18 protein-coding genes are annotated in these 26,033 nt (G+C 67.4%); 9 read left to right on the top strand and 9 right to left on the bottom strand.

The annotated features are described in order from the left end of the window. Positions 1-8: 8 nt before the first annotated feature. Entirely contained in the window at positions 9-605 is a 597-nt protein-coding gene (locus AAFP30_RS17425) for a DUF4878 domain-containing protein (RefSeq protein WP_419231226.1), read from the bottom strand. 135 nt (positions 606-740) lie between these two features. On the opposite strand from AAFP30_RS17425, the gene AAFP30_RS17430 reads away from it, so the two are divergent. Together AAFP30_RS17430 and AAFP30_RS17435 are read left to right on the top strand one after the other, a co-directional pair. Further along, the gene (locus tag AAFP30_RS17430; RefSeq protein ID WP_419231227.1) at positions 741-1,850 is read left to right on the top strand and encodes an LLM class flavin-dependent oxidoreductase; all 1,110 of its coding nucleotides are present in this window, start codon (positions 741-743) and stop codon (positions 1,848-1,850) included. Further along, positions 1,847-2,518, top strand: coding sequence for a CE1759 family FMN reductase (locus AAFP30_RS17435; protein WP_419231228.1), 672 nt, complete (start codon positions 1,847-1,849; stop codon positions 2,516-2,518). The genes AAFP30_RS17430 and AAFP30_RS17435 overlap by 4 nt, the downstream gene beginning before the upstream one ends. Positions 2,519-2,520: 2 nt before the next feature. Here AAFP30_RS17435 and AAFP30_RS17440 read toward each other — a convergent pair whose 3' ends face one another. After that, the gene (locus AAFP30_RS17440) at positions 2,521-3,543 is read right to left on the bottom strand and encodes a pirin family protein (protein ID WP_419231229.1); all 1,023 of its coding nucleotides are present in this window, start codon (positions 3,541-3,543) and stop codon (positions 2,521-2,523) included. A gap of 71 nt (positions 3,544-3,614) precedes the next feature. Then, positions 3,615-4,376, bottom strand: coding sequence for an acetoacetate decarboxylase family protein (locus AAFP30_RS17445; protein ID WP_419231230.1), 762 nt, complete (start codon positions 4,374-4,376; stop codon positions 3,615-3,617). Between the two features lie 343 nt (positions 4,377-4,719). On the opposite strand from AAFP30_RS17445, the gene AAFP30_RS17450 reads away from it, so the two are divergent. Continuing rightward, entirely contained in the window at positions 4,720-5,013 is a 294-nt protein-coding gene (locus AAFP30_RS17450) for a response regulator transcription factor (RefSeq protein ID WP_419231259.1), read from the top strand. Positions 5,014-5,022: 9 nt separating this feature from the next. On the opposite strand, the gene AAFP30_RS17455 is transcribed toward AAFP30_RS17450, so the two are convergent. Then, entirely contained in the window at positions 5,023-5,970 is a 948-nt protein-coding gene (locus tag AAFP30_RS17455; RefSeq protein WP_419231260.1) for an alpha/beta hydrolase, read from the bottom strand. Between the two features lie 169 nt (positions 5,971-6,139). On the opposite strand from AAFP30_RS17455, the gene sigK reads away from it, so the two are divergent. Further along, positions 6,140-6,715: an ECF RNA polymerase sigma factor SigK gene (gene sigK / locus AAFP30_RS17460; RefSeq protein ID WP_419231231.1), complete on the top strand. Its 576-nt coding sequence runs from the start codon at positions 6,140-6,142 to the stop codon at positions 6,713-6,715. Next, positions 6,708-7,517, top strand: a complete 810-nt coding sequence (locus tag AAFP30_RS17465; protein WP_419231232.1) for an anti-sigma factor — start codon at positions 6,708-6,710, stop codon at positions 7,515-7,517. The genes sigK and AAFP30_RS17465 overlap by 8 nt, the downstream gene beginning before the upstream one ends. A 2-nt stretch (positions 7,518-7,519) precedes the next feature. Here AAFP30_RS17465 and AAFP30_RS17470 read toward each other — a convergent pair whose 3' ends face one another. From AAFP30_RS17470 to AAFP30_RS17485, 4 genes are read right to left on the bottom strand one after another with little or no spacing between them, the layout of a single operon-like run. Continuing rightward, positions 7,520-8,305: an ABC transporter permease gene (locus tag AAFP30_RS17470; protein WP_419231233.1), complete on the bottom strand. Its 786-nt coding sequence runs from the start codon at positions 8,303-8,305 to the stop codon at positions 7,520-7,522. Further along, entirely contained in the window at positions 8,302-9,285 is a 984-nt protein-coding gene (locus AAFP30_RS17475) for an ABC transporter ATP-binding protein (RefSeq protein ID WP_419231234.1), read from the bottom strand. Before AAFP30_RS17475 ends, AAFP30_RS17470 begins: the two co-directional genes overlap by 4 nt. Then, entirely contained in the window at positions 9,272-9,523 is a 252-nt protein-coding gene (locus AAFP30_RS17480; RefSeq protein ID WP_419231235.1) for an MbtH family protein, read from the bottom strand. Before AAFP30_RS17480 ends, AAFP30_RS17475 begins: the two co-directional genes overlap by 14 nt. Continuing rightward, on the bottom strand, positions 9,520-22,995 hold the full coding sequence (locus AAFP30_RS17485; protein ID WP_419231236.1) for an amino acid adenylation domain-containing protein: 13,476 nt from the start codon (positions 22,993-22,995) through the stop codon (positions 9,520-9,522). Before AAFP30_RS17485 ends, AAFP30_RS17480 begins: the two co-directional genes overlap by 4 nt. A gap of 329 nt (positions 22,996-23,324) precedes the next feature. Between AAFP30_RS17485 and rplN the strand changes: the two genes are divergently transcribed. From rplN to AAFP30_RS17505, 4 genes are read left to right on the top strand one after another with little or no spacing between them, the layout of a single operon-like run. Continuing rightward, positions 23,325-23,693: a 50S ribosomal protein L14 gene (gene rplN / locus AAFP30_RS17490; RefSeq protein WP_419231237.1), complete on the top strand. Its 369-nt coding sequence runs from the start codon at positions 23,325-23,327 to the stop codon at positions 23,691-23,693. A 2-nt stretch (positions 23,694-23,695) separates the two neighbouring features. Next, the gene (gene rplX / locus AAFP30_RS17495; protein ID WP_419231238.1) at positions 23,696-24,013 is read left to right on the top strand and encodes a 50S ribosomal protein L24; all 318 of its coding nucleotides are present in this window, start codon (positions 23,696-23,698) and stop codon (positions 24,011-24,013) included. Between the two features lie 2 nt (positions 24,014-24,015). Further along, positions 24,016-24,594: a 50S ribosomal protein L5 gene (gene rplE / locus AAFP30_RS17500; protein ID WP_419231239.1), complete on the top strand. Its 579-nt coding sequence runs from the start codon at positions 24,016-24,018 to the stop codon at positions 24,592-24,594. Between the two features lies 1 nt (position 24,595). Further along, on the top strand, positions 24,596-24,781 hold the full coding sequence (locus AAFP30_RS17505; protein ID WP_006338055.1) for a type Z 30S ribosomal protein S14: 186 nt from the start codon (positions 24,596-24,598) through the stop codon (positions 24,779-24,781). Between the two features lie 327 nt (positions 24,782-25,108). On the opposite strand, the gene AAFP30_RS17510 is transcribed toward AAFP30_RS17505, so the two are convergent. Next, positions 25,109-26,033 (bottom strand): DUF222 domain-containing protein (locus AAFP30_RS17510; RefSeq protein WP_419231240.1); only part of this gene is annotated, 925 nt, incomplete at its 5' end.

The following is a 26,033-nucleotide window of genomic DNA, read 5'->3' on the forward strand; positions in this document are numbered from 1 at the left end:
TGCGGGGATCAGCCGCCGTGCTGGCCGCCCATCGACGCCAGTTGGTTGACGGAGTCCGCGGTCAGGAGCCAGTTCCCGTCGATCTTGACGTAGGAGAGCGTCATGTCGACCGGTTCCGGGGCGTGCGGGCTCTTCACCGCGACGGTGACGTTGGCCTTGTTCATACCGTCGGCCTGGACGGCCTTCACCACGTAGGCGTCCGGTGTGTAGCCGGCTGCGTTGGACGACTTGGCGTAGCCCTTGATCGCGGTCATGGTGGCCGGATCCGTCGCGTCGACGACCGTGGTGAGTTCGGTTTCGGAGGTGGCGGGGTCGACCGCCTTACGGATCACGACCTGGGCGTTCTCGTTGGTCAGGCCGACCGCTGCGTTGGTCGCGTTGCTGGCCGCAGATTTTGCTGCTTCGGCGGCCGACCCGGCTGCCGACGATGCGGCTGCGGCTGCGGATCCGGCTGCCGCCGATGCCTTGCCTGCGGCCGACTCGAGTGCGGCCGATGCCTTGTTGGTGTCGACGGTGGGGGTGCCGTCGTCGCTCGAGCAGCCGGCGGCCACGAGCAACGTCGATGCGGCGAGCAGCCCGGCGGCCAGGGACTTCCGAACCTTCATGTGGTGACTCCTCCTCTTGGGTAAGCACACACTAACCCACCCAGCGCATGGCACGGCCGAGGCTGTGCACAGGAATTAATCGGACCGCGGTCCGGTTATGCTCGGTGACAGTGGCAACCGACCAGGAGGTACGGAATGCAGTTCGGACTATTCAGTGTCAGTGACATCACCGTGGACCCGACGACGGGCGTCGCGCCGACCGAACACGAGCGGATCAAGGCGATCGTGGCGATCGCGCGCAAGGCCGAGGACATCGGTCTTGACGTCTTTGCCATCGGCGAACACCACAATCCGCCCTTCTTCTCGTCGTCGCCGACCACCACGCTGGCCTATATCGCCGCACAGACCGAGAAACTGCAGCTCTCGACCGCGACCACGCTGATCACCACCAACGACCCGGTGAAGATCGCCGAGGATTTCGCGATGCTGCAGCACCTCGCGGACGGCCGCGTCGACCTCATGCTGGGCCGCGGCAACACCGGCCCGGTCTACCCGTGGTTCGGGCAGGACATTCGCCAAGGCATACCGCTCGCGATCGAGAACTATCATCTGCTGCACCGGCTCTGGACGGAGGACGTCGTGGACTGGGAGGGTAAGTTCCGCACTCCGTTGACGGGCTTCACGTCGACGCCGCGGCCGCTCGACGACGTCGCACCGTTCGTGTGGCACGGCTCCATCCGCAGCCCGGAAATCGCCGAGCAGGCAGCCTATTACGGTGACGGCTTCTTCGCCAACAACATCTTCTGGCCCAAGGAGCACTTCCAGCGGCTCATCGCGTTCTACCGCGAGCGGTTCGAGCACTACGGCCACGGCACCGCCGAGCAGGCGATCGTCGGACTCGGAGGCCAGTTCTTCATCCGGAAGAACTCCCAGGATGCGGTGCGCGAGTTCCGCCCCTACTTCGACAACGCGCCCGTCTATGGGCACGGACCGTCGCTCGAACAGTTCACCAGCGAAACCCCGCTCACCGTGGGCAGCCCGCAGGAATTCGTCGACAAGACCCTGACCTTCCGGGAGAGCTTCGGCGACTATCAGCGTCAACTGTTCCTCGTCGACCACGCGGGTCTGCCGCTGAAAACCGTTCTGGAGCAACTGGACCTGCTCGGTGAGGTGCTGCCGGACCTGCGTGCCGGCTTCGCTGAGGGCAGGGGAGACGCAGTGCCCGACGCGCCGACGCACGCGTCGCTGGTGGCCGCGAAACAGGCTGCTGCCCAGCAGGAATCCGTTGAGGGGGCGCGGTTATGACGACCCGTCTGGTGGCGGTGAATGCGGGACTCGGCGATCCGTCGTCGACGAGGTTGCTCGTCGACCGGCTCGTCGAGTCGGCGCGCGAGATCCTCGATGACCGTTCGCAGACGGTCGACGTCGAGGTGGTCGATCTGCGGGACCTCGCGGTCGGCATCGCGCAATCGTTGGTGTCCGGATTCGCCGACGCCGAGGTGCGCCGGGCGCTCGAGAAGGTATATGCCGCAGACGGTTTGATCGTGGCGACGCCGGTGTTCAACGCGTCCTACAGTGGGTTGTTCAAGTCGTTCGTCGACCTCGTCGAGGTGGACCGGATGGCGGGCAAACCGGTGCTGATCGCGGCGACCGGCGGCAGTCCGCGCCACTCGATGGTCCTCGATCACGCGATCCGTCCGTTGTTCGGCTATCTGCGTGCAATCGTCGTGCCGACCGGCGTGTATGCCGCAGCCGAGGATTGGGCGGGTACGTCGGGGGACACCGCGGCGCTGTCGGATCGGGTGCATCGTGCCGCAGCCGAACTCGTTGCGTTGCTGCCGTTAGTCAACGGTGATAGTGATCGCAGCGTAACACGCAGTGTCACAGCACGATTCGGCTCCGACGACTACGCGACGGCGACTGAGGCGGCCGGTATCGCCACCTTCGCCAAGCTCCTCGGCGAGTCCGCCTGAGCTCAGGCGCGCCCCGGCTCATTGTGCCGCGGGCGCAGGTGGGTGGTCGGCAAGGTCGGCGCGGGCAGGTGCTGCACCTCGCCCGTGTAGCCCTGCACCTGACCGAACCGGTCGCTGTGTGCCATCCACTCGTCGCGGTAGGTGACGATGTCGTCGTGGGTGCGGCCCACGAAGTTCCACCACATGATGATCTCCTCGTCGAGCGGCGCGCCGCCGAGGATCACCACTCGCGTTCGTTCGTCGGCGACGTTGGACAGGTGCAGGTGGGTGGCGCCGACGCCGACGTAGCCGAGTTCGGTGCGGACAAGCGGCGCGGCCGCCGAGTTGACGACCCGGATGGCACCGGTATCGACGAGCACGCCGTGCTCGAACTCGGGATTCACTGGTAGATCGATCTCCGCGCCGGCGTCGAGGGTGAGCTCCGCGCCGAGGAGTGGGGTGAAGGTGTGTACCGGTGACCGTTCGCCGGCGAGCTCGCCGAGGAAGACCCGCAACGCGGTGCCGTCGGCCTCGATGAGTGGCGGCACGTAGTGGGCGAAATCCCGTGGGGTGTCGACGGCGTCGGCGGGCAGCGCCACCCACAGCTGGACGCCGTGCAGTGTCGTGGTCTCCGGCGTGGACACCTCGGTGTGCGCGATGCCGTGCCCGGCGGTCATCAGGTTCACCTCGCCAGGACGCACCATCGCGTGATTGCCCATGGTGTCGCGATGCTCGATCTCCCCGGTGAACAGCCAGCTGACCGTCTGCAGCCCGGTGTGCGGGTGCGGCGGGACATCCATACCACCGGTCACCGAGACGTCGTCCGGCCCGTAGTGGTCGGCAAAACACCAGGCTCCGATCAGTGACCGCTGCCGCTGCGGAAGTGTCCGGTGTACGGTCATCGCACGCGGACCGCCGAGCGGGACGTCGCGTGCGGTCAGCACCTCGACCCGCACCTCGTCGGTCGTCTCGACGGCTCGCAGTCCATCTCGTTGAACCGTTGTACCGCAATCGATTTCCGTTGGTTCGAGTTCCAGGTTACTCATTCGGCACACACCATCCACGCAGGTCGTCGGGGCTGTACGACCCAGTCTATGGGGTGTTGGACACCGCCCGGTCAGATCACCGTTGCATCCTCGAACCGCATCGTTATCCGATCCACCGACGACGTCATCAACGCGTGCTTGCCCAGGCGTAGGGAACGCAGTTCGTCGGCGATCGGATGGGTGCCCAGTTCCAGTCGGGCGCCACCGATGCGGGTGCGGGTGCCCGAGGTCGAGGTGAGTTTCCAGGGCGTCATCCGCAGCACCCCGTCGAGCTGCGAGTAGGCGTTGAGAACGGTGTCGGCCGGGTTGTCGGGCACCTGAATGCCGCGCCGGACCGTCAGGTCGGCGATCAGTTGCCCGTCGGCACTGACCCGACCGTGCTTGGTGGTCGCGTCGTGGTCGACGTCGAAGTCGGCGAGGAACTTCGGGAAGCCCCAGATCCCGCGTCCTGCGGCGAGCGTGAACTCGCCGTCCACCGGCAGCCGATGGACCAGCGCACGGGCGTCCCCGCCGGCGAGCTTGCGCATCGCCTGCAGTGGATTGGCCGGGGGTTGCGTGGGGTCTTCGACGAGGAAGCAGACGCCGAACTCGTTATACGGTCCGAGGTCGCCGTCGACGTAGTCGACGAACACCAGCATGCACATCGTCCGTCCGGGTCGGATACGGAGTGGCCGCAGGCGAGCGTGATCGGTGCCACCGGCCGCAGCGATGGCCTCGCGCACCGCGGAACTGTCGGCGGTGAACCCCGCGACGAAGCATCGGGCGTACCGGATCTCCACCGGCATGGTGACGGCGGTGCCCAGGACGTCGTGGGTGGACGGGGCAGCGGGCATGGAGTGCATCCTCTCGGCGAACCATTGCGAAAACTAGAACACGTTCCTATTTTGCCATGATGGCATGTGAAGACTCGTTCGCCACGGGATTGTGGATTCTGGCCAAGCGATACGGACATTCACCGGACACGTCGCCGACTGTGGGTCTATTGTCCAGGTCAGTCGGGGATTCTGGTGATTACAGTGTTCAGATCACCTCGAGGCCCGACGTGCAGCATCGGGAGCAGAGGACATGGTGGAGCGAAGAAATTCGATGAGCGGGGGTTCGCGAATGTCCATGAACGTGACGGAAACGCACGAACAAGCAGGTGAGAGCGACGGACGGCACAGCGTGCCGAAGGGGATGCGGGAGTCTGCGGTGACGCGGCTGTCCGACTACCGGCCGGACAGCGCGCACCTGCCGAACTATCGTCGGCCGGAATTGTCTTCACGTGAGGTCGAGGTGCTGCTGGCCTGGCTCGACGCCGACTCCAAGGAAGAGGCGGCGACCGCGCTGTTCATCTCCGCGTCGACGGTGAGCACCCATCTCGCCCGGATTCGGGCGAAGTATTCGGCGGTCGGCCGGGAGGCCCCGACAAAGACCCATCTCTTCGCCCGCGCACTCCAGGATGGCTACACCAGCCTCGATCGCTGGTGACCTGACCTCTCAGCGGACCCCGAGGTCACGGGCGATCTTCGGCCACGTGCGGTAGAGGTCGTCCTGCCAGTAGCCCCAGGAGTGGGTACCGACGGGCCGGAAGTCGATGACCGCTGGAATGTGCAGTGCCGCCAGGCGCTGTGCCATCTGGTGGGTGCACTGGTTGATCGCCGCCTCGATGAGGCCGCCGAGCGCCGCCTGATTGGCGAGGGTGAAGGCGTTCCCGTCGATCAGCGGATCGTTGAGGGTCTCGTGCGCGCCGGGCAGACCGGTGCCCGACGTCATGTAGATCTTGGTGCCGCGCAGTTTCTCGGCATGGATGTAGGGATCGTTGGCCGGCCACCCCGGACCGTTGAGCGGACCCCACATGTTGGTCACGTCGCCGCCACCGCGGCTCTCGACCACGAGCTTGATGTACTCCTGACCCACCGGGTCGCTGGTGCGGGCGCACCCGCTGAACGCGGCGACGGACTTGTAGAACTTGGGTGCCGCGATGGCCAGTGTCAGCACGGACGTGCCGGCCATGGAGATCCCGGCCAGCGAGCGTGCTTTGGTGGTCCGGAACTTGCCGTCGATCAGCGGCGGCAATTCCTTGGTGAGGAAGGTCGTCCACTTGTTTCGGCCGAGCACGGGGTCGTCGCGCTGCCAGTCCGTGTAGTACGAGAAGGCGCCGCCGATCGGGGTGACCACGTAGACGTTCTTCTTGGCGAAGAAGTCCTTGTAGGTGGTGCGTGCGTCCCAGGTCGCCGAGTCCTCGCCACCGCCGGCGCCGTTGAGCAGGTAGAGCACCGGTGCGGGCGTCGAGCGGTTGCGCGGCGTCAGTACCGTGACCGGGATCGCGCGCCGCATGGCTGCGGAGTAGACGACGAGAGTGACCTGCTGGGGGTTGTCGTCGTAGCTGCTCAGAATGCGTGATTGCGGTGCCGCCGATGCCGTCCCCGGTGTTCCCGTCAGCATTGTTGCGATGACTCCGAGCACCGCGACTATGGCCGCGATCATCAGACGTTGACTGCGCACTGTGTCCCACCCTGTTCACTTGGTTGCGTGAGGGCCCAGTTTAACGGGCGGGCCCGACACGTCGCGGCCGAACTCCCCCGACGAACCGAAGTTGGCTACGGTGGCAGGTGTGACTTCCATTGGGGCGGCCCATGCCGAGGAGTTGCGCACCCTGCTTGCCGAGTCGGCACTCGGCGACCGCACATCCTTCGCGCGGCTGTACGACCTGACGAGTTCGCGGATCTACGGTCTCGCGCTCCGGGTGGTCGTCGACCGCAATTACGCCGAGGAAGTCGTGCAGGAGGCGTACCTCCAGTTCTGGCAGCGCGCCGCCGACTACCAGCCGTCGCGGGGGTCGGTCATCAGCTGGATGATGACCATTGCGCATCGACGCGCCGTCGATCGGGTGCGGTCGGAGGAGTTGCAGCACCGCAAGACCGCCGAGTTCGGTGCCACCAACCAAGCCTCGAATGTGCCGGCCACCCTGGAACTGGTCGTCGACCGGGAGGCGACCACCGAACTGCGCACCTGTCTGAATCGGCTCACCGACCTGCAGCGCGACAGCATCGAGATGTCCTACTTCGGCGGTCTGTCGTATCCCGAGGTCGCCGAACACACCTCGACGCCGCTGCCGACGATCAAATCGCGCATCCGCGACGGACTGCGCAAGCTGCGCGACTGCCTCAAGGGGCGCGACCATGGCTGACACCGAGTGGCTCGACGAGCACATCGAACTCTTCGCCGCTGATGCCCTGGCCACCGACGAGCACGATCGGGTGCAGCGGGAACTCGCGACCCTGACGACCGTCGAGCGCAGCATCTACGAGGGCCGCATCGATGAAATCCACACGGCGATGAGCGAGTTCGCCAGCGCCTACGCGCTTGATGCGCCCGCCGGACTCCGCGACCGGGTTCTCGGCCGGATCGCCGACGAACCCCCGGCCCGGCCCGTGTCGGCGCCGGTCGAAATGCCCGATGAGCCTGATGAGCCTGGGCACAACGGTACGGTTGTACCGATCGACCGGTCGCGGAACCGGCGTCGCTGGGCGACCGGGATCGCCGCGGCCGCGGCCGCCGTGGTAGTGGCGCTCGGTGCGGGCGTCATCATCGGTCGCAGCACCGCGCCGGAACAGCCTGCGCCGCCGCCGATTGCGCAAACCCAACAGCAGGTCGCCGAAGTGCTGGCGGCCCCGGATGCGCAGCTGTCGGCCGGCCGGCTCGACGACAACCGAGGTGTCGTGTCGGTGGTCACCTCACGTGACCGCAACCAGGCGGTGGCGGTGCTGCGCGACCCGCGCAACCCGATCCCGGTGGACAGTGAGTTCCAACTGTGGCTGGTCGGCAAGGCGGCACAACCGGTTTCGGCCGGTCTGGTGCCACCGGGCCGCGCCGGTGCGCCGACCCTGGTCGACGCACTCGACGGAGCCTCGGTGCTGGCCGTCACGATCGAGCCGAGGGGTGGATCGCCGCAGCCGACGACCCCCATCCTCGTGCAGGTACCGATCTGATCTCAGGCCGTAGCGCGGCGATACAGGACCAGGGACAGCGGGATACAGACCGCGAGGATGACCAGACTGCAGCCGATGGAATAGCCGACGGCGTGCTCGGCCACCCATCCGGTGGCGGGTGGGAAGTCCGGCGGTGCGGCGTTGCCGAATTTCTGCCGGGCGGCGGTCGCGACGGCGGTCACCGGATTCCATTCGGCGATCGGTCGCAGGAAGCCGGGCAGGCTCTGTGCGGAGATGAACGCGCTTGACAGGAATGTCACCGGGAACATCCACAGGAAGCCGAGGCTCTGCGCCACTTCGACATTCGGCGCGGCCAGACCGGTCACCGCCCCCACCCACGCCATCGCCAGGGCGAACAGGCCGATGATCGCGAAGGCGATCACGGCGTCGAGAGCGCTGCCCCGTATGCGCCAGCCGATCGCCAGGCCGCACACCACCATCACCGCCAGGCCGAGCGCGCCGAGCAGCATGTCCGATCCGACACGCCCGGCGATCACCGCCAGGCGGGACATCGGCAGCGAACGCAGCCGGTCGATGATGCCGGCCGACATGTCGTTGGCCAGCCCGATCGTGGTGAACGCAGCGTTGAAGACGACTGTCTGCGTGAAGATCCCGGCCATCAGGAACTCCCGATAGGCGCCCCCGCCGAACGTCGCGCCGAACACGTAGGCGAAGAGGAACACGAACATCAGCGGTTGGATCGTCGCACTGATGAGCAGGGTCGGAATGCGCCGAACGGTCAGCAGATTGCGTTCGACGATGACTGCGGCGTCGGTGAAGGTGGTCACACTCGCTCCAATCGTTCGGTGAGAGAAAGGAACACGTCGTCGAGGGTGGGGGAGGAGACCTCCGCGTCGACGACGTCGATGCCGGCGAGCGCGCAGGCTTTGACTGCGTCCACGCCGCTGCGGGTGCCGTCGGCGACGGCCACCGTCCACCGCGACGAGTCGAGCTGTCGCGGCATGCCGAGTCCGATGTCGGCAAGGGTGGTCGCGATCAGATCGCCCTGTTCGTCCGTCGATCCGTCCACCTCGATGGTGAGAATGGATTGTGCCGTCGTCGATTTGAGCTCCTCGGCGGTGCCCTGCGCGCGGACGGTGCCGTGGTCGATGACGGTGATCTCGTCGGCGAGGGCGTCGGCCTCCTCGAGATACTGGGTGGTGAGCAACACGGTGGTGCCCGACGACACCTGTGCGCCGATGACCTCCCACATCTGGCGGCGACCCCGCGGGTCGAGCCCGGTGGTCGGTTCGTCGAGGATGATCAGTTCCGGATCGTTGATGAGCGCGCCGGCCAGGTCGAGTCGTCGTCGCATGCCGCCGGAGTAGGTGCGCATCGGTCGATCCGCCGCCTCCTCGAGCGACAGCTCGGAAATGAGTTGGCGCGCACGGTCGGATGCATCTGCGCGGGACTGCCCGTAGAGCTGCCCGACGAGCCGGAGGTTCTCGAATCCGGTGAGGGTGCCGTCGACCGCGGCGTACTGGCCGGACACCCCGATCCGTTCACGCACTGCGTCGGCGTCGGTGAGCGCGTCGTGACCGCACACCTCGACCGTGCCTGCGTCGGGACGCAGGAGAGTGGCGATGGTCCGCACCGTGGTGGTCTTGCCGGCGCCGTTGGGGCCCAGCAGGGCATGCACGGTGCCCTGTGGGACAACAAGATCGAGGTCTTTCAGGGCGTGTACCCGGGGTCCGCGGCCGAAGAGGCCCGAACGGTAGGTCTTGGCCACGCCGGTGAGCGTGATCTTCGGCAGGCTATGTCGTGGCATCGGTGGCCTCACCTCCGGTGGTGGGTGCCGCGGACTCCATCGCGCGGATCAGACTGGCCGGGCGCATATCCCGCCAGTTCTCCTCGACGTAGGCCAGGCAGTCGTCGTGTCCGGCGGGACCGTGGACGACGCGCCACCCTTCGGGAACGGGAGCGAACTCGGGCCACAGTGAGTGCTGGCCCTCGTCGTTGACGAGTACGAAGAACACGCCTTCGGTGTTGTCGAACGGGTTGGTCATGATTCCTCCTTCGGTGTGGTGTGGATATCGATGGCACTGATGAACTGGGTGACGTTCTCCGGTAGCAGCATTCGCGCGTGGGTGCACTCGACGACGATCTCGTCGACAGCACCGCGCACGTGGCCGGCCCAGTCGGCAACGGCCGAGCGTCCCGGCGGCGGGTCGTCGGCAGCGGTCACGAACGTCATGTCCCCGCCGAACACCCCGGGACGCCAATCGGCGGCCAAATCTGTTGCGGCGCGGAAGACGTCATGGACCCTGCCGAACTCGTCGAGGCTCAGTCCGCCCAGGGCGCCGCCAGAGTCGCGCACCGCCCGCCAGGCCTGCTCGACACCGGGTTCGGTGTCGTCGGTGCCCAGCCCGAACTCGGCGAGCAGCTCACCCAGCGATGGCTCGACGGCCAGCTCCGGGCGATCGGCGAGCACGAACGAATCGAGCAGCGTCAGCGACGCCACCTCCTCGCCGGCGGCCTCGAGTTGCACGGCCATCTCGTGGGCGATGAGTCCGCCCAACGACCAGCCGAGCAGGTGGAACGGACCATCCGGGGACACCGCGCGGATGCGTGCGACGTAATCGGCTGCCAGCTCGGCAATCGATGGTGACGCAGGCATTCCGGACAGCGCAGGATTCTGCAACGCATACAGCGCTTGCTGCTCCGGCAGGTGCGGCAACAGAGCCGCGAAGCTCCATGACAGGCCGATCGCGGGGTGCACCACGAACAGGGGCGGCGTTGACATGTCGGACCTGCTGCGGCGCAACGGGAGCAGCGGGTCGAAGCCGGTGCCGCGATCGCCGTCGGCGAGTGCCGCCAACTCGGCCGGTGTGGGCGCGGTGAACAACGCGGCCACCGGCACCTCCCGCCCGAGGAGTTCCCCGCACCGGGCGGCCACGGCACCGGCCAGCAACGAGTTGCCACCGAGGTCGAAGAAGCCGTCGTCGGCGCCGATCGTGCCGGCGTCCACCTCGAGGATCTCGGCGAATACCTCCGCAATCTGTTGCTCGAACCCGGGTCTCGGTGCCCGCGAGCGTATTTCGTCGCGCACCGCCGGAAGCCGGGTGCGATCGAGCTTTCCGGTCGGCGTCAGTGGGACGTCGTCGAGTCGGGTCAGCGATGTCGGCATCATGTGCCGGGGCAGCTGCGCCGCCAGGTGGGCCCGCAGCGCCGAATCATCCAGTGCAGCAGCGTCGACCGTGGTCAGGTAACTGCGCAGGACCGGTGCGCTGCCGGACTCGTCGACGACGGTGACCGCGAAGTCGACCGACGGATGGGCGGCCAGGGCGTCGTCGATCTCGCCGAGCTCGACCCGGAAGCCGCGGATCTGCACCTGACCGTCGGCCCGACCGACGTACTCGATGCGGCCGTCGTCGCTCCTGCGCACCAGATCGCCGGTGCGGTACATCCGTTGGCCGGCATAGTCCTCACCGGTGACCATCGGCGCCGACACGAATCGGGTTGCGGTCAACGTGGGTTGGCGATGGTATCCGCGGGTGACCTGGTCACCCAGCAGATACAGTTCGCCGACGACGCCGGGCGGCACCGGATGCAGGCGCCGGTCCAACACAAGCGTTCCGACACCGTTGTTCGGCGTGCCGATCGTCAAGTTCTCATCGGGGGTCAACGGCGCACTGCCGGTGGTGATCACCGTGGTCTCGGTGGGTCCGTACACGTTGAGCATCGTCCGTCCGGGCGCCCAGCGGCGCACGAGCTCGCCGCCGAAGTCCTCACCGCCCACCGCCATGGTGTGCAGGCTTCGCACGGCCTTCGGGTCCATGCTCGCGACCGCGGCCGGGGTGATGAACGCGTGGCTCACCCGGTGCCGCTCGATGAACCGCTCGAGGTCACGCCCGCCATAGATACCGGGCGGCACAATGGCCAGTGCTCCGGCACCGCCGGCGGCCAGCAGGAACTCAAGCACCGACGCGTCGAAGCTCGGTGACGCGAAATGCAGCACTCGCGAACCGGTCTCGGGCCCCATGCGGGTGCGGAGTTCCTCATGCACCGCGGCCAGACCGCTGTGCGGTACGAGCACGCCCTTGGGGCGGCCGGTGGAGCCGGAGGTGTAGATGATGTACGCGAGCTGATCGACCCGCAGCGGCGCAATCCGCTCGTGGTCGCGGATCGGTGCGGGGGACGAGTGCCCGAGTCGGGTCCGCGTCGTCGGGGCGTCGAGTTGCAGTATCGGTACTGCATCGCCAAGCCGCTCGCGGTAGTCGGCCATGGTCACGACCAGGGCCGCGCCGCTGTCGGCGAGCATGTGCTCGATCCGCTCGGCCGGATAGGTCGGGTCGACCGGTACATAGGCGGCACCGGTCTTGACGATCGCCCAGACCGCGATCACGGCCTCGATGGAGCGCGGGATGGCCATGGCGACCACGCTTTCCGGGCGGTCACCGGCACCCCGACCGAGCAGGACGCGGGCGAGTCGATTGGAGCGCGCGTCGAGATCGGCGTAGGTGATCGCGTCACCGTCGGTGACCGCCGCCCAACCCTCCGGATTGGCGCGGACGGCCGCGGCGAGCAGCGCTTCGAAGGTCGTCGTCGATGCGGCTGCCGGTCCGCTCGCCGGACTCAACTCGGCGACCTCGAGCGGATCGGTGATCCGCAGGTCGCCGATCGGGCGATCTGCGTCGGTGAGCAGTGCGCGCAGCACCCGCAGGAAGCGGATGGTGATCTGCTCGACGTCACGCTCACGGTAGCGCCCGGACGCGTAATTGACCTCCACCGCCGCCGGTCGGTCCGTGGCCGACAGTCCAGTGATGGTGAACTGCAGGTCGAATTTGGCGGTGCGCGTGCCCATCTCGGCCAGTCCGAGGCGCAGTTCCTCGGTCACCGGGATCTCGTCGGTGATCGAGTCGGCGAAATCATGCACCGACAACGCGACCTGGAACAGCGGGTGCCGGCCGGGTTCGCGCACCGGATTGACCTCGGCGACAACGTCGTCGAAGGCCGCGTCGAGATGGTCGAGGGCGGCCAGGTCGGTGGCCCGGATCTCCTCGAGGAGCGTGGTCGCCGGTGTGTGCGGCGACAACCGGGTGCGCAAGGCGAGAGTGTTGACGAACATGCCAACCACCGACGAGTAGTTCGTGCCGCGACCGCCACGCGGGGTGCGGTTGGCGACCGGCGTCCCGATCACGAGGTCGTCGCCGACACCGAGCCGATGCAGCAGGATCGCCAACGCAGTGTGCAGCACGGAGAACGGCGTGACGGCGTGGTCGCGAGCGAAATCGGCGAACGCACTGCGTAGTTCGTCCTCGATCTCGTGGTGCAGCGTGGCGCCGCGATGCTCGTCGGTGGGTGCGCTGTGCACTGTCGCGGGCAGCGTGGTCTCCGCCGGTGCGTCGGTCAAATGGTCGGCCCAGTAGGTGCGGTCGGCGGATGCGGTGTCGTCATGGCCGGCGCCGCCGACCTCGATGGCGTAGTCGCGGTAGTCGACTTCCGCTGCCGACCACACGGTCTCGCGGCCGGACACGCGTTCCCGATACGCCGACACCAGGTCGGCGACGAGCAGCGGCAGTGACGCCCCGTCGGCCGCGATGTGGTGGATCACCAGCACCAGGGTGTTGTCATCGTGATCGTGGGCGATCACCGCGGCCCGCAACGGGGGCTCGGTGGTCACGTCCAACGGCCGCAACAGTTCTCCCTCGACGATGCCGGCGTCCGAGCTCGTGGTCAGGTCGCCGACGACGGCACCCGGGTCGTCGAGCACCTGACCGACCGGGCTGTGTCCGTCGAGCGGGTAGATCGTCCGCAGCACCGCATGCCGGCTGACCAGGTCGACCAAGGACTCGCGCAGCGCGCCGACGTCGAGTGGACCGCTGAGCCGGATGGCGAACGGCATCAGGTAGTCGGTCGAGTCCGGGTTTGCGCGGGCCACCGACCAGAGCCGACGCTGCATCGGCGCCAATGGGATCCGCTCGGGTCGTGGTCCGATGCTTTCGGCGTCGGGGGCACCGGCGGCTGGCTGCAGCTCGGCATCGGCCGGGATACGGGCGGCGAACGCGGCGATCGAAGCGGTGTCGAAGATGTCGGCGACCCGCCAGTCGACGTCGGGTGCGACCCGCCGCAACCGACTCACGAGCGCTGTCGCCTGTAGCGACGTGCCACCGAGACCAAAGAAATCGTCGTCGAGATCGACACTGGCGGCGTCGATCCCGAGGATCTCGGCCACCGATTCGACAACCGCGACCTCCGCGGCGGTACCCGCCGATCGACCCGTCGATGTCATCACGGTCGGTTCGGGCAGCGCCGCACGGTCGAGCTTTCCGTTGGTGGTCAACGGAATCCGATCCAGGATGGTGATCGACGACGGGATCATCTGGCGGGGCAGTCGACCGCGCAGGGCGGCACGCAGGTCCGCGTCGGTCGGCAGCGTCTCTGCGGCATGCAGGGTGACATAGGAGGCGAGTGTTGCTTCCGCTCCGGAGCCGCGCACGAGGGTGGTGGCGAAGTCGACGGCTGGGTGGTCGGCGAGTGCGCCGGACACCTCATCGAGTTCGATGCGGAAGCCGCGGACCTTCACCTGGTTGTCGCTGCGCCCGTGATAGGTGAGTGCACCTGCGGTGTCGCGGTGCACGATGTCACCGGTCCGGTACATCACCACGCCGGGGGTGTCGGCGAATGCGGTTGGTACCGGGACGAATCGGCCGGCAGTCAGGTCCGGACGACCCAGGTAGCCGCGGGCCACGCCGGGGCCGGCGAGGTAGAGCTCGCCGGGCACCATCGGCGGGACCGGCCGCAGCCGATGATCGAGCACCAGCGCGGTGCATCCGGCGATCGGCGCGCCGATGGTGATCGGTTCCCCGGGGCGCAGTGGCTCGGAGATGGTCGAGACGATCGTGGTCTCGGTCGGCCCGTAGTTGTTGCGGTAGTCGCGGCCGGTGCCCCAGCGTTCGACCAGCGCCGGCGTCGACGCCTCGCCACCCACACCGAGCATGCGGAGCTTCGGCAGGTCGGCGGCCGAGGCGGCGGCCAGCGCCGCCGGGGTGATGAACGCGTGGGTGACCGCTTCGTCGGCCAGGAACTCGACGAGTTCGTCGCCGCCGTAGATGGTGGCCGGCGCGACCACCATGGTGGCGCCGGTGGTGAAGGCCAGCAGGAACTCCAGCATCGCGGCGTCGAAACCCGGCGATGCGAAATGCAGGGTGCGGTCCCCGGCGCCGACCGCGAACGCCTGCTGCTGCGCCTGCGCGAACGCCGCCAGGCCACGGTGGGTCACGATGACGCCCTTGGGTTTTCCGGTCGATCCGCTCGTATACACGATGTAGGCGGCGCTGTCGGGATTGCGGAGGGCAGGGCGGCGGCACCGGGGTGCGGTCGCCTCCGAGTGGGCGTCGAGGTGATCGGTGGTGAGCCACCACTTGTCGCGCGGAAGCCCGGCGAGTTGGGTGTCGCTGCTGATGCCGAGGACGGTGCGCGCGTCGTCGATCATGTGCCGCAACCGATCCGCGGGATAACGCGGGTCGAGGGGGAGCAGGGTGGCGCCGGCGAGGGCAACCGCCCAGGTGGCGGTCACCGACTCGGTCGACCGGTCGAGCGCCACCGCCACCACATCTTCGGCGCCGATGCCCATCTCGCTGAGCGCGAGGGCCCAGCGCTGGGCGCGACGTTCGAGCGCGGCGTAGGTGAGCGCCGTGTGTCCGTCGTCGACGGCGGCAGTATCCGGATTCTCGGACACGGTGCGCTGCAGGAGATCGGCCAGATGGGCCGGCGGTGTCGCAACGCATTCGCTGCTCGGGTGGTCGGCGAGGTCGAGGTCGAGATCGTCGATCGGGCGGTCCGGATGCGCGACGATCTGCCGGCTCAGCGACACGAATGCCGCCGCGATGGTCTCCACTCGCCGGCGACTGAATCGTTCTGTCGCATAGGTGAAGCGGGCGGTGTTGCCGCGTAGCCGCAACTCGAGATCGAACCGCGACGCACCGGTGTTCACTTCGGCGACGGATACGTCGAGACCGGCGAGGCCGACGTCGATGCCGAGCGTCGAACCCGAACCGGGGTCTGCGGGGTCCACCGACAGCGAGATGGTGAAGATGGGGTGGCGGCCGGTGCGCGGCGGATTGACCGTTGCGACAACCTGTTCGAACGGCATCTCGGCGCGGGAGAGGGCTTCCAGATCCCGCTGCCGCACCTCGTCGAGCACCGTGGCGAACCCGGCGGAGCCGTCGACCGGTGTCCGCAGCACGACCGAGTTGACGAACATGCCGACCAAGTCGGCGAGGCGCGGATCGGGTCGTCCGGCGACCGGTGTGCCGATCACCACATCCGAATGGCGGCCGCCCACATGGACATCGGGGTCGGCGTGCAGCCGGTGCAACAGCACCGCGAACACCGTGTGCAAGGTGATGAACTCGGTGGTCCGGTCCTCGCCAATGGCCGCCAGCGCGCGACGCAGATCGAGGTCGAACGCCACCTCGACACTTTCTGCCTGCGGCACAACGGCTTCGGCCGTCGACGAGTCCGGCAGGAGGATGGGGGTGGGGTCGAGTGCGTCGAGCTCTCGGCCCCACCACCCGGCCAGTTCGTCGAACCGGCCCTCCAGATTCTCGGCCTGCCACCGGAGATGATCGCGGTAGCCGACCGGCAACGGAGCCTGCGACGGTGATCGACCGTCCCGCAGGTCCGCGTAGGCGCCGGCGAGATCTCTCGCGAGCGGCGCCATCGACCATCCGTCGGCCGCGATGTGATGCACGACGATGGTCAGCTTGTGGGTGTCGCCGACACGATGCAGCGCCGCCCGGATGGGGGTGTCCCGAGTCAGGTCGAACGGCTGGGCAGCCAGATCGGCCGCTGCGGTGTCCCATTCGGCCGGGGCGACAGTCACCGGGGTCAGATCCGGGCACGCATCCGCGGCTGACTTGATCGCCATTCCGGGGCGGCCGTCCCGATCGGGGTAGACCGTCCGCAGTGGTTCGTGCCGATCGATGGTGTGGGCGAGCGCGCCGGTCAGCGCGTCGACGTCGAGTTCGCCCCGCAGGTCCAGCGCGAACGCGATGTTGTAGTGGCCCGAACCCGCTGCCGTCTGGTTGAGGAACCACAGTTGTTGTTGTGCCGGTCCGGGTTCGACCTCCGCGTCGGGATCGTGATGCAGTGCGGCGAGTGGACGTGCCTCGGTGTCCAGGTCGATATCGTCGAGGAGGCCGGCGATCTCGGCGATCGTCGAGTGATCGAAGAGGTCCCGCACCGAGATCCGGCCATCCGCGCCCGTCGGTAGCTGCTCGACGACGTGGATCGCCGACAAGGAGCTGCCACCGAGATCGAAGAAGTCGTGCTCACGTCCGATGTCAGCGACGTCGACCCCGAGCTGGGCGGCGACGAGGTCGGCGACCAGTCGTTCCGCAGCCGTGCGAGGTGCCACATAGTCGATGGTGTCGGTGGATGTCTCGACGTCCGGAGCGGGCAGGGCACGAAAGTCGACCTTGCCGATCGGGGTGGTCGGGATCTCGTCGAGTTCGATGACACTGGCGGGCACCATGTGGCGGGGCAGCCGCTCGGCCAGCCGGGAACGTACTGCGGCACCGATGTTCTCGTGGCCCGCCGCGGCGGTCGTCACATAGGAGACGAGTCGCGCCTCGGAACCTTCCCCGACCGTCGTGGTGACGGCGGCCACGACGGCATCGTCGGCGACCAGGGCGGCATCGATCTCGCCGAGTTCGATCCGATGGCCACGGATCTTGGTCTGGTGATCGGCGCGCCCCCGGAACTCGAGTTCACGATCGGCGGTCCAGCGCACCAGATCACCGGTGCGATACATGCGGTCGCCGGGGTCGCCATACGGGTTGGCGATGAATCGTTTGGAGGTGAGCGGACGTACCCCGTGGTAGCCGCGTGCGAGATGGCCACCGGCGATGTAGAGTTCGCCGACCGCGCCCGGCGCCACCGGTTGCAGGCGTTCGTCGAGCACCATCGCGGCGATCCCGCGGATGGGGCGCCCGATGGTCACCGTCGGGTCGGCGGGATCGATCTCGTCGGAGATGGTGGCGACCACCGTGGTCTCGGTCGGGCCGTACGCGTTGTACAGCGAGCATGCCGCCGACCACCGGCGCACCATCTCCGGATTCGGGTGCTCCCCGCCGATGACCAGCGCCTCGAGGTCCGGCACGTCGTCGGGCGACATCGTGGTCAGCAGCGACGGCGTCAGGAACGCGTGGGAGATCTGTGCGGTCCGCATCAGATCGGCCAGTTCGGTTCCGCCGACCATGTCGGCGGGCGCGATGTGCATGGTCGCACCGGCGGCGGTGGCCATCAGGATCTCGAGCACGGAGGCATCGAAGCTCGGTGAGGCCAGATGTAGGGTGCGGCTCGATCCGGTGAGGCCGAAGCCGACGACCTGCTGTGCTGCGAAATCCGCGAGCCCACGATGGCTGACGACCACACCCTTCGGGGTGCCGGTGGTACCCGAGGTGTAGATCAGGTAGGCGGGTTGATCCACCGATTGTGGCGCGCCGAGCTCGGCGAGTGTGATCGGGTCCGCTGAGCAGTCTTGTTGCGCAGCGAGGGTCGACGGATCGTCCAGCACGATGGTAGTGATACCCGTCGTCTCCGGGACCGAGCGCGAATCACTCACGAGCAGTTGGGCTCCGGAGTCCTCGAGCATGAACGCGATGCGTTCGGTCGGATACCGCGGGTCGACCGGCACCCAGGCTGCGCCGGTCCGGGCGACCGCCCAGAGCGTGACGATCCAGTCGACGCTGCGCGGCAGAGACACCGCGACATAACGTTCGGGACCGGCGCCCTGCGCGATGAGCAGGCGGGCGAGCCGGTTGGCGGCGGCGTCGAGTTCACCGTAGGTGAGGGCGGACGTGCTGTCGCACAGGGCGACCTGATCGCGGCCGGTCTCCACTGCGCGCGCCAGGATCTTGGTCAGGTGCTCGACGGGTCGACGTCCCGCACCCACCGCCGGCACCAGATCAAGCTGCTCATGCGGTTCGAGCAGCCCGATGTCGCCGATCGGCGTATCCGGGGTGTCGACGATCGCCTCGATCAGCCGCAGCAGTCGCCGCGACAGTGTGCGCACGGTGTCGCGCTCGAACAAGGCTGTCGCGTAATCGATGTCGACACCGATGCCGGCTGGTGCGCCGTCGGCTCCGGTGTGTTCGGCGAAGGTGAACTGCAGATCGAACTTGGTGTGGCCGGTGTCCACCCGGGATGCGGTGGCGGACAGTTCGGCGAACTCCAGGTTGATCGCCGCACTGTCCTCGACGGCCACTGACACCTGGAAGAACGGGTGGACGTTGGCCGAACGACCGGGGTTGAGTTCGGTCACCAGCCGGTCGAATGGCAGATCGGCGTGGCCGAATGCCGCGAGGTCGGTGTTGCGCACGTCGGCGAGAAGCTGCGTGAACGGTACGTCCTTGCGAACCTGGGTGCGCAGGGCAACGGTGTTGACGAACATGCCCACCAACGCATCCAGGTCGGCGTCTCCGCGCCCGGACACCGGTGTGCCGACGGTGATGTCGTCGGTGGTCGCATAGGTGCGCAGGAGCGCGGCGACCGCGGCATGCAACACCATGAAGCCGGTGACGCCGTGCCGGCCGGCGAGCTCCGCGACTCGCTGATGGGTCCGAGCGGTCACGGCGGTGTGCAGGCGGGCACCCGCGACGGCGGGAGTGGTCGACCGCGGGCGGTCCAGGGGCAACTCGATCTCCCCGGGCACCCCCGCGAGTTGCGCTGTCCAGAACTCGAGGTCCTCGGCGGCGGGTGACCCGGGTGTGCTGTCGTCGAGACCGGCTTGGCGGCTCGCGCTCACCTGCGTGTAGCTGACCGGCAGCGGGGCCCAGGCCGGCGTGGTGCCGTCGCGCCGGGCCCGATAGGCAGTCGCGAGATCGGCGGCCAGCGGCGCCAGCGACCAGCCGTCGGCAGCGAGGTGATGGATCACGACGGTCAGCCGATGGTCATCGGTGCCGCTGCGGACCAGGCGAGCGCGGATCGGTAGGTCGTGTGCGAGATCGAATGGCGTCGAGGCGAATTCACGGACATCGGGGACGTCATCGGTGGTCACGTCCAGGATCGGCAGGTCAATCCGGATGTTGGCGGCGTCCGCGACGACTCCGTACGCGGTGCCGTCCCGTTCGGCCACCGTGGTGCGCAACGGTTCATGACGCCCGACCACATCGGTCAGCGCGCGGTGCAACGCCTCCGCGTCGAGCACGCCGACCAGACGCACCGTGAACGGGATGTGATAGCTGCCCGCCGACTCCGGATCGAGGCGCTCGGCCAGCCAGAGACGATGCTGCGCGGGGGAGAGCGGGATGGGCCCGTCGACCGGCTCCAGATGTGTCGCGACCGCGGCATCGTCGTCGAGACGGTCGATGTCGACGCCGTCGGTGTCGATGCGGGCCGCGATCCCGGCGAGGTCGTCGGTGTCGAAGACAACCCGGAGATCGACCCGACGCCCGGTGGCGCGGGAGAGTCGAGCGGCCACCCGCGTTGCCGACAGCGAATCGCCACCGAGGGCAAAGAAGTTGTCCGACATGGAGATCGACTCGCAGCCGAGGACCACACCAACCGTGTCGGACACGAGCTGTTCGACTGGGCCGTCCGGTGCGATCGCGTCGACGCGCTCGGGCAACGCCGGTGCCGGCAGGGCACGACGATCGAGTTTGCCGTTCGCGGTGGTCGGCAGTTCGTCGAGCACCGAGATCAGCGTGGGCACCATGTGTTCGGGGACGAGCGCGGCGACCTCGGCGCGCAGGTCGCGTGCGCGCAGTCCGTCGGTGCCGGCGACATAGCCGACGACGGTGTGCCCGTCGGCGACGATGTCGTCGCGCAGCACCACGCCGGCCGCCCGGACTCCGTCGAGCCGGGTGAGCGCGGCCTCGATCTCTCCGAGTTCCACCCGCTGCCCGCGGATCTTCACCTGAGAATCGCTGCGGCCCAGGTATTCCAGCTCGCCATCACGGCGGCGACGAACCAGGTCGCCGGTGCGGTACAGCCGTGCGCCAGGCGAGAATGGGTCGGCGACGAATCGGCCGGCGGTGAGTTCGGGACGATTGCGGTACCCACGGGCCAGTTGCACTCCGCCCAGATAGAGTTCGCCGATCGCGCCGATCGGCTGCGGCGCGAGCCGATGATCGAGCACCCGCACCGACGTATTCGCGATCGGTGCACCGATCGGCACCGTGTCTGCGTCGGCGGCGACGTCGTCGTGATTGGTCACGTCCACCGCCGCCTCGGTGGGGCCGTACAGGTTGTGCACCGGGGCGTCGGTGAAACGGCCGATCGCGGCGACGGTGTCGGGCGTGAGTGCCTCGCCGCTGGTGATGATGCGACGCAGCGAGCGCAGGTCGTTGGCGGTGTCGGGATCGTCGGCGTGCGCCGCGGCGAAGGTGGCCAGCATCGACGGCACGAAATGTGCTGTGGTGATCGAGTACTGGTCGATGATCTCGCGCAGGTACCACGGATCGCGGTGCCCGTGCGGGCTCGGGATCATCAGCGCTGCACCGGAGATGATGGGCCAGAAGAACTCCCACACCGAGACGTCGAAGGTGGCCGGTGTCTTCTGGAGCACCCGATCGGTGTCGGTGAGGCGGTACTGGTCGGCCATCCACAGCAGCCGATTGACGATGGCGCGGTGACTGATGATGACGCCCTTGGGCTTTCCGGTTGAGCCGGAGGTGAACAACACGTAGGCGGGGTGATCCGGGTGCGGTTGCCGCGCCGGGGGCGTGCCGTGCGGGTGTTCTGCCGACAGGTCGTCGAGGGTCACCGTCGCGGTGTCGAGATCGAGGGATCCGTCGGAGATCACCAGCGCCGGTGCGGCGGTGGTGAGGATGTGCTCGAGCCGCGCCGGTGGTTCTTCTGGGTCGATAGGTAGGTACGCACCCCCGGCCCGGATCACCGCATGCAGTGCGACGACCTGATCGATGCTGCGTGGTATGGCCACGCCGACAACGCTTTCCGGGCCGACGCCGTGGTGGCGCAGGCCGTCGGCGACCCGCTCGGCGCGGCGAGTGAACTCGGCGTAGGACACCTCGGCGCCGGTGGTGTCGAGCAGCGCGGTGCGGGTGCCGGAGCCGGTTGCGGCATCGGCGAGCAGGTGCAGCAGAGTCAGGTCGGGCCGGTCGACGATCTCACCGGCGGTGAACTCCGCGACGGCCGCCGACTCGTCGTCGGACATCATCGGGATGTCGGTCACCGGGGCATCGGGATCGGCGTCGACAAAGCGCTGCAAGAAGCCGACGATCCGGTCGTGGTGGTCCGCGATCTCTTCGAACGAGTAGACGTTCGGGTTGGCTTCGAGGTCGAGGCGCATCCCGCCGGTGAAGCCGTCGTAGACGTTGATCGACGCGTCCTCGACCGGGCCGGTGGACAGTACGTTGAGTTCGCCGCGCAGCGGGCCGAAGTCGATGTGCTCGAAGAACAGCATCACGTTGACCATCGGACCGAAGAAGCCGCGACGGCCGCCCGGCGATTCCAGGACGGTGCCGGTGATGTCCTCGTGCCGATACTTCTGGTGGCGTACTGCGGCCTTGATGTCACCGTTCACCCGGCGCAGCAGCTCCGCGGCGGTCACCGGGTGGCCCGAGTCGGCGATAGCGGCGCGGATCGGAACGACGTTCGACGTCAGCCCGGCCGAGGTCCGCAGGATGTCGCGGTCGCGGGCGGCAACCGGCAAGCTCAGCATGGCGGCGTCGCGGTCGTTGAATCGCGCCAGGTAGGTCGCGACGGCGGCGGTGATCAGCGAGGCCGCCCGAACCTGATGATCACGCGCCACGCTCCGAATCCGGTCGACCAGATCCGCCGGGAGGGTCGCGGCTCGGACAGTTGCGGTGGGCGCAGCGGCGGCACTCATCGACGAGAGCGACGTGGACTCCGGGGCTCCGCCGTCGGCGTCGAGGTAGCCCGTCCAGTGCCGGCGGTCATCGTCGAAGGCTGCCGACGACCGGTAGGTGGCGTCGAACTCGGCGATGTCGGCGGTCGATGCCGACGAGGCGGGAGGAACCTCGGTGTCATCGACGATGGCGGTGTAGTGCTGCGCGACGCGCAACATCATGTACATCGCGGCGTACCCGTCGAAGGCCAGGTGATGGCCCCAGCAGTACCAGATGTAATGACGCTCGCCGAGGCGCAGCAGGGAGGTCTGCAACAGCGGATCGGTGTACAGGTCGGCGATCTGCGAGCGGTGTTCGTCGATCCAGGTGAGCGCGGCGGTCCGCGGGTCGTCGGCGTCAGAGAAATCTCGACGTCCCAGGGTGATGTTGCGCATGCGATCGACCAGGACGGTCGGCTCGCCGTCCTCATCGGGCACGAGTCGCAGCAGCGCAGACTCGGTCTCCGCGGTCGTCGCGGTGATCGCTCGCTGCATCACGTCGGCGTCCACGTGGTCGCGGAATTCGGCGAACGCCGCCACCGACATCGGCACATCCGGGTCGAGTTGTTGTGCGTAATAGATGCCGCGTTGCGCCGCGGTCATGGCGATCGAAGCACCGGGATCATTGGTGAAATCTGTCCGGATGGCGTTCTCCGTGGTCACGCGTTTCTCCCCTCATCTCGGCGTGCGCGGCGACCGGGTGGCCGGCGCAGTGCCGTCTGTGTGGTGCTTCGCGTGGGAACTGGGTGCAGATGGGTGCAGAATTGCGATGTGGGTCACCAAGGCACGGATTTGGTTCCGACCTGCGCATTCGCCTACACTTGAACGGTTGCCTGCGGCATGAACGTGCCGCGAATCGGCTCACGAACCCACTGGGATTGCCGTCTTAGGACTAAAACCCCAGGCAGGCGTGTGTTCGGTGGTGACAGACCGTGCGCGTCGGGTCGGAAATCCGGCGTGCATCGCAATCCAGGTCAAGGAGACTACGCACAGTGATTCAGCAGGAATCGCGTCTGCGCGTGGCCGACAACACCGGTGCCAAGGAAATCTTGTGCATCCGCGTGCTGGGCGGCTCGTCGCGGCGCTACGCCGGCATTGGTGACGTCATCGTCGCCACTGTCAAGGACGCCATCCCCGGCGGCAACGTCAAGAAGGGCGAGGTCGTCAAGGCGGTTATCGTGCGCACCACCAAGGAGCGCCGTCGTCCGGACGGAAGCTACATCCGTTTCGACGAAAACGCCGCCGTCCTCCTCAAGGGTGACAGCGACCCCCGCGGTACCCGCATCTTCGGCCCGGTCGGCCGTGAGCTCCGCGAGAAGAAGTTCATGAAGATCGTTTCGCTCGCACCGGAGGTGATCTGACCATGAAGATCCACAAGGGTGACACCGTGATCGTCATCTCGGGCAAGGACAAGGGCGCCAAGGGCAAGGTCATCCAGGCCTTCCCGAAGGAGCAGCGAGTTCTCGTCGAGGGCGTCAACCGCATCAAGAAGCACACCGCCGCATCGGCCAACGAGCGCGGCGCATCGTCCGGCGGCATCGTGACCCAGGAGGCCTCGATCCACGTTTCGAACGTGATGGTCGTCGACTCCGACGGAAACCCGACCCGCGTGGGCTACCGCGTGGACGAGGAGACCGGCAAGAAAGTCCGGATTTCCCGCAAAAACGGGAAGGACATCTGATCATGACCACCACTGAAAAGGTTCAGCCGCGCCTGAAGACTCGCTACCGCGAGGAGATCAAGGACGCGCTCAACAAAGAGTTCAACTACGACAACGTCATGTTGATCCCCGGCGTCGTCAAGGTCGTCGTCAACATGGGTGTCGGTGACGCCGCCCGCGACGCCAAGCTGATCAACGGCGCCGTCGAGGACCTCGCGCTGATCACCGGTCAGCGTCCGGAGATCCGTCGCGCCCGCAAGTCCATCGCGCAGTTCAAGCTGCGCGAGGGCATGCCGATCGGTGCTCGCGCCACGCTGCGCGGCGACCGCATGTGGGAGTTCCTGGACCGCCTCGTGTCCATCGCCCTCCCGCGTATCCGCGACTTCCGCGGACTGTCGGACCGCCAGTTCGACGGCAATGGCAACTACACGTTCGGCCTGAACGAGCAGTCGATGTTCCACGAGATCAACATCGACAAGATCGATCGGCCGCGCGGTATGGACATCACCGTCGTCACTTCGGCCACCACCGACGACGAAGGCCGTGCGCTGCTTCGCGCACTGGGCTTCCCGTTCAAAGACAACTCCGTGAAGGACAACTGACATGGCAAAGAAGGCTCTGGTCAACAAGGCCAACAAGAAGCCCAAGTTCGCCGTGCGTGGCTACACCCGGTGCAACAAGTGCGGTCGCCCGCACTCGGTGTTCCGCAAGTTCGGCCTGTGCCGTGTGTGCCTGCGCGAAATGGCACACGCCGGTGAGCTGCCGGGCGTGCAGAAGTCGAGCTGGTGACTTTCACCGCTGGTTGAGCCGCCCGGAGCGATAGCGAAGGGCGAGTCGAAACCACCTGAGGCGCAATAGCTTCAATGGGTACAGCCCCACCTCCCACCAGGGAGGTGGGGCTGTACTCATCTCAGCGGTCGACACATGCCGGTTCACACTATGGACTTGTCAATGTGCGTGCGCGGTCCCGACGGGTCGGGTGCGCGAAAGGTGCTACACACGGGGAGTGTTGTCGTTGGCGGGAGCCCGCATCAGATGTCGTGGGGTGTCAGCCTCTTGCCCTGGCTGATCACCTGGTACAGGTGTATCACCGACCCCCGACAAGATCGGTGGACCTCAGGCGGCGATCGGGTCGTCGAGGGTCAGGGTGCGGCGGTTGTAGGCCGGTAGCTGTCGTCGTTGCCGATCGATCGCGGCCGGTGGAATCAACCAGGGGTGCCGGTCGGCGCCCAGGATGATGTCCCAGTCGGTGGCGTGGATGAACGCGTGACACGACGGACACAGCAGACACCCGTTGTCCAGATCGGTCGGCCCACCGTTGCTCCAAAACTCGATGTGGTGAACATGGGTGCGGCCGCCTGGTGCCCCGCATTTGATGCAGCACTGGTCACGGATGATGATCGCGCGTCGCAGGTGTGGCGGGAATCGGCGGAGGTTGGTACCCATCTGCAGTGGAACCGTGTCTCCGTCGACGACGACCTCGGTCGTCTCGGCATCACAGAGCAGCAGCTTGGCGGTGGTCGCGCTGATCGGTCCCAGGTACAACAACCGCGCCCTCTCCGGCGCTGCGGCCGGTAACACCAGGTCGACATGGGTTTTCGGGGGCGTGGCCAGATGGGTGTCGGCGACCGCGGCGGCATCGAGGATCATTTCGAGGGCGTCGGCGTTGCGCGCGGTGCTGGTACGGGCGTCATCGGAGCCGTCGGGTTCGGGTCGTGGCCGGTTCAACGATTCGATGGCGGTGGTGAGTTTCTCGCCGATCACTGCGTCGAGGTCTCCGCGGACGGTGAGCCGTCCGTCGCCGGTGGGGCGCATGGAGAACTCGTTGATCGAGCGGTCCTCCCCGGCCGGCAAGCCACCGGATTCAGCGGCGTAGTCGTTGCCCAGTTCTCGGGCTTTCTTCCCGATGTCGACCGGGCTGGCACCTGACATCGCCTGCGCGATCAACGTGCGTTCCACCTCGGCTTTCTCCTCCGTACACAATCCGTCGGGTGCCCGACGCTCGACGTGGGTGATTCCGGAGAGGATGGCATCGGCATGT

The sequence above is a fragment of the Gordonia sp. CPCC 205515 genome, from assembly GCF_048537925.1.
Lineage (GTDB): Bacteria > Actinomycetota > Actinomycetes > Mycobacteriales > Mycobacteriaceae > Gordonia.

What these genes read in the sequence shown, in the direction of transcription:
- AAFP30_RS17505 (WP_006338055.1), top strand. Translation starts at nt 24,596, where the DNA reads ATGGCAAAGAAGGCTCTGGTCAACAAGGCCAACAAGAAGCCCAAGTTC.
- AAFP30_RS17450 (WP_419231259.1), top strand. Translation starts at nt 4,720, where the DNA reads ATGCGGGAGTCTGCGGTGACGCGGCTGTCCGACTACCGGCCGGACAGC.
- AAFP30_RS17475 (WP_419231234.1), bottom strand. Translation starts at nt 9,285, where the DNA reads ATGCCACGACATAGCCTGCCGAAGATCACGCTCACCGGCGTGGCCAAG.
- AAFP30_RS17430 (WP_419231227.1), top strand. Translation starts at nt 741, where the DNA reads ATGCAGTTCGGACTATTCAGTGTCAGTGACATCACCGTGGACCCGACG.
- AAFP30_RS17425 (WP_419231226.1), bottom strand. Translation starts at nt 605, where the DNA reads ATGAAGGTTCGGAAGTCCCTGGCCGCCGGGCTGCTCGCCGCATCGACG.
- AAFP30_RS17455 (WP_419231260.1), bottom strand. Translation starts at nt 5,970, where the DNA reads ATGCTGACGGGAACACCGGGGACGGCATCGGCGGCACCGCAATCACGC.
- AAFP30_RS17465 (WP_419231232.1), top strand. Translation starts at nt 6,708, where the DNA reads ATGGCTGACACCGAGTGGCTCGACGAGCACATCGAACTCTTCGCCGCT.
- AAFP30_RS17445 (WP_419231230.1), bottom strand. Translation starts at nt 4,376, where the DNA reads ATGCCCGCTGCCCCGTCCACCCACGACGTCCTGGGCACCGCCGTCACC.
- AAFP30_RS17435 (WP_419231228.1), top strand. Translation starts at nt 1,847, where the DNA reads ATGACGACCCGTCTGGTGGCGGTGAATGCGGGACTCGGCGATCCGTCG.
- AAFP30_RS17440 (WP_419231229.1), bottom strand. Translation starts at nt 3,543, where the DNA reads ATGAGTAACCTGGAACTCGAACCAACGGAAATCGATTGCGGTACAACG.
- rplE (WP_419231239.1), top strand. Translation starts at nt 24,016, where the DNA reads ATGACCACCACTGAAAAGGTTCAGCCGCGCCTGAAGACTCGCTACCGC.
- AAFP30_RS17480 (WP_419231235.1), bottom strand. Translation starts at nt 9,523, where the DNA reads ATGACCAACCCGTTCGACAACACCGAAGGCGTGTTCTTCGTACTCGTC.
- rplX (WP_419231238.1), top strand. Translation starts at nt 23,696, where the DNA reads ATGAAGATCCACAAGGGTGACACCGTGATCGTCATCTCGGGCAAGGAC.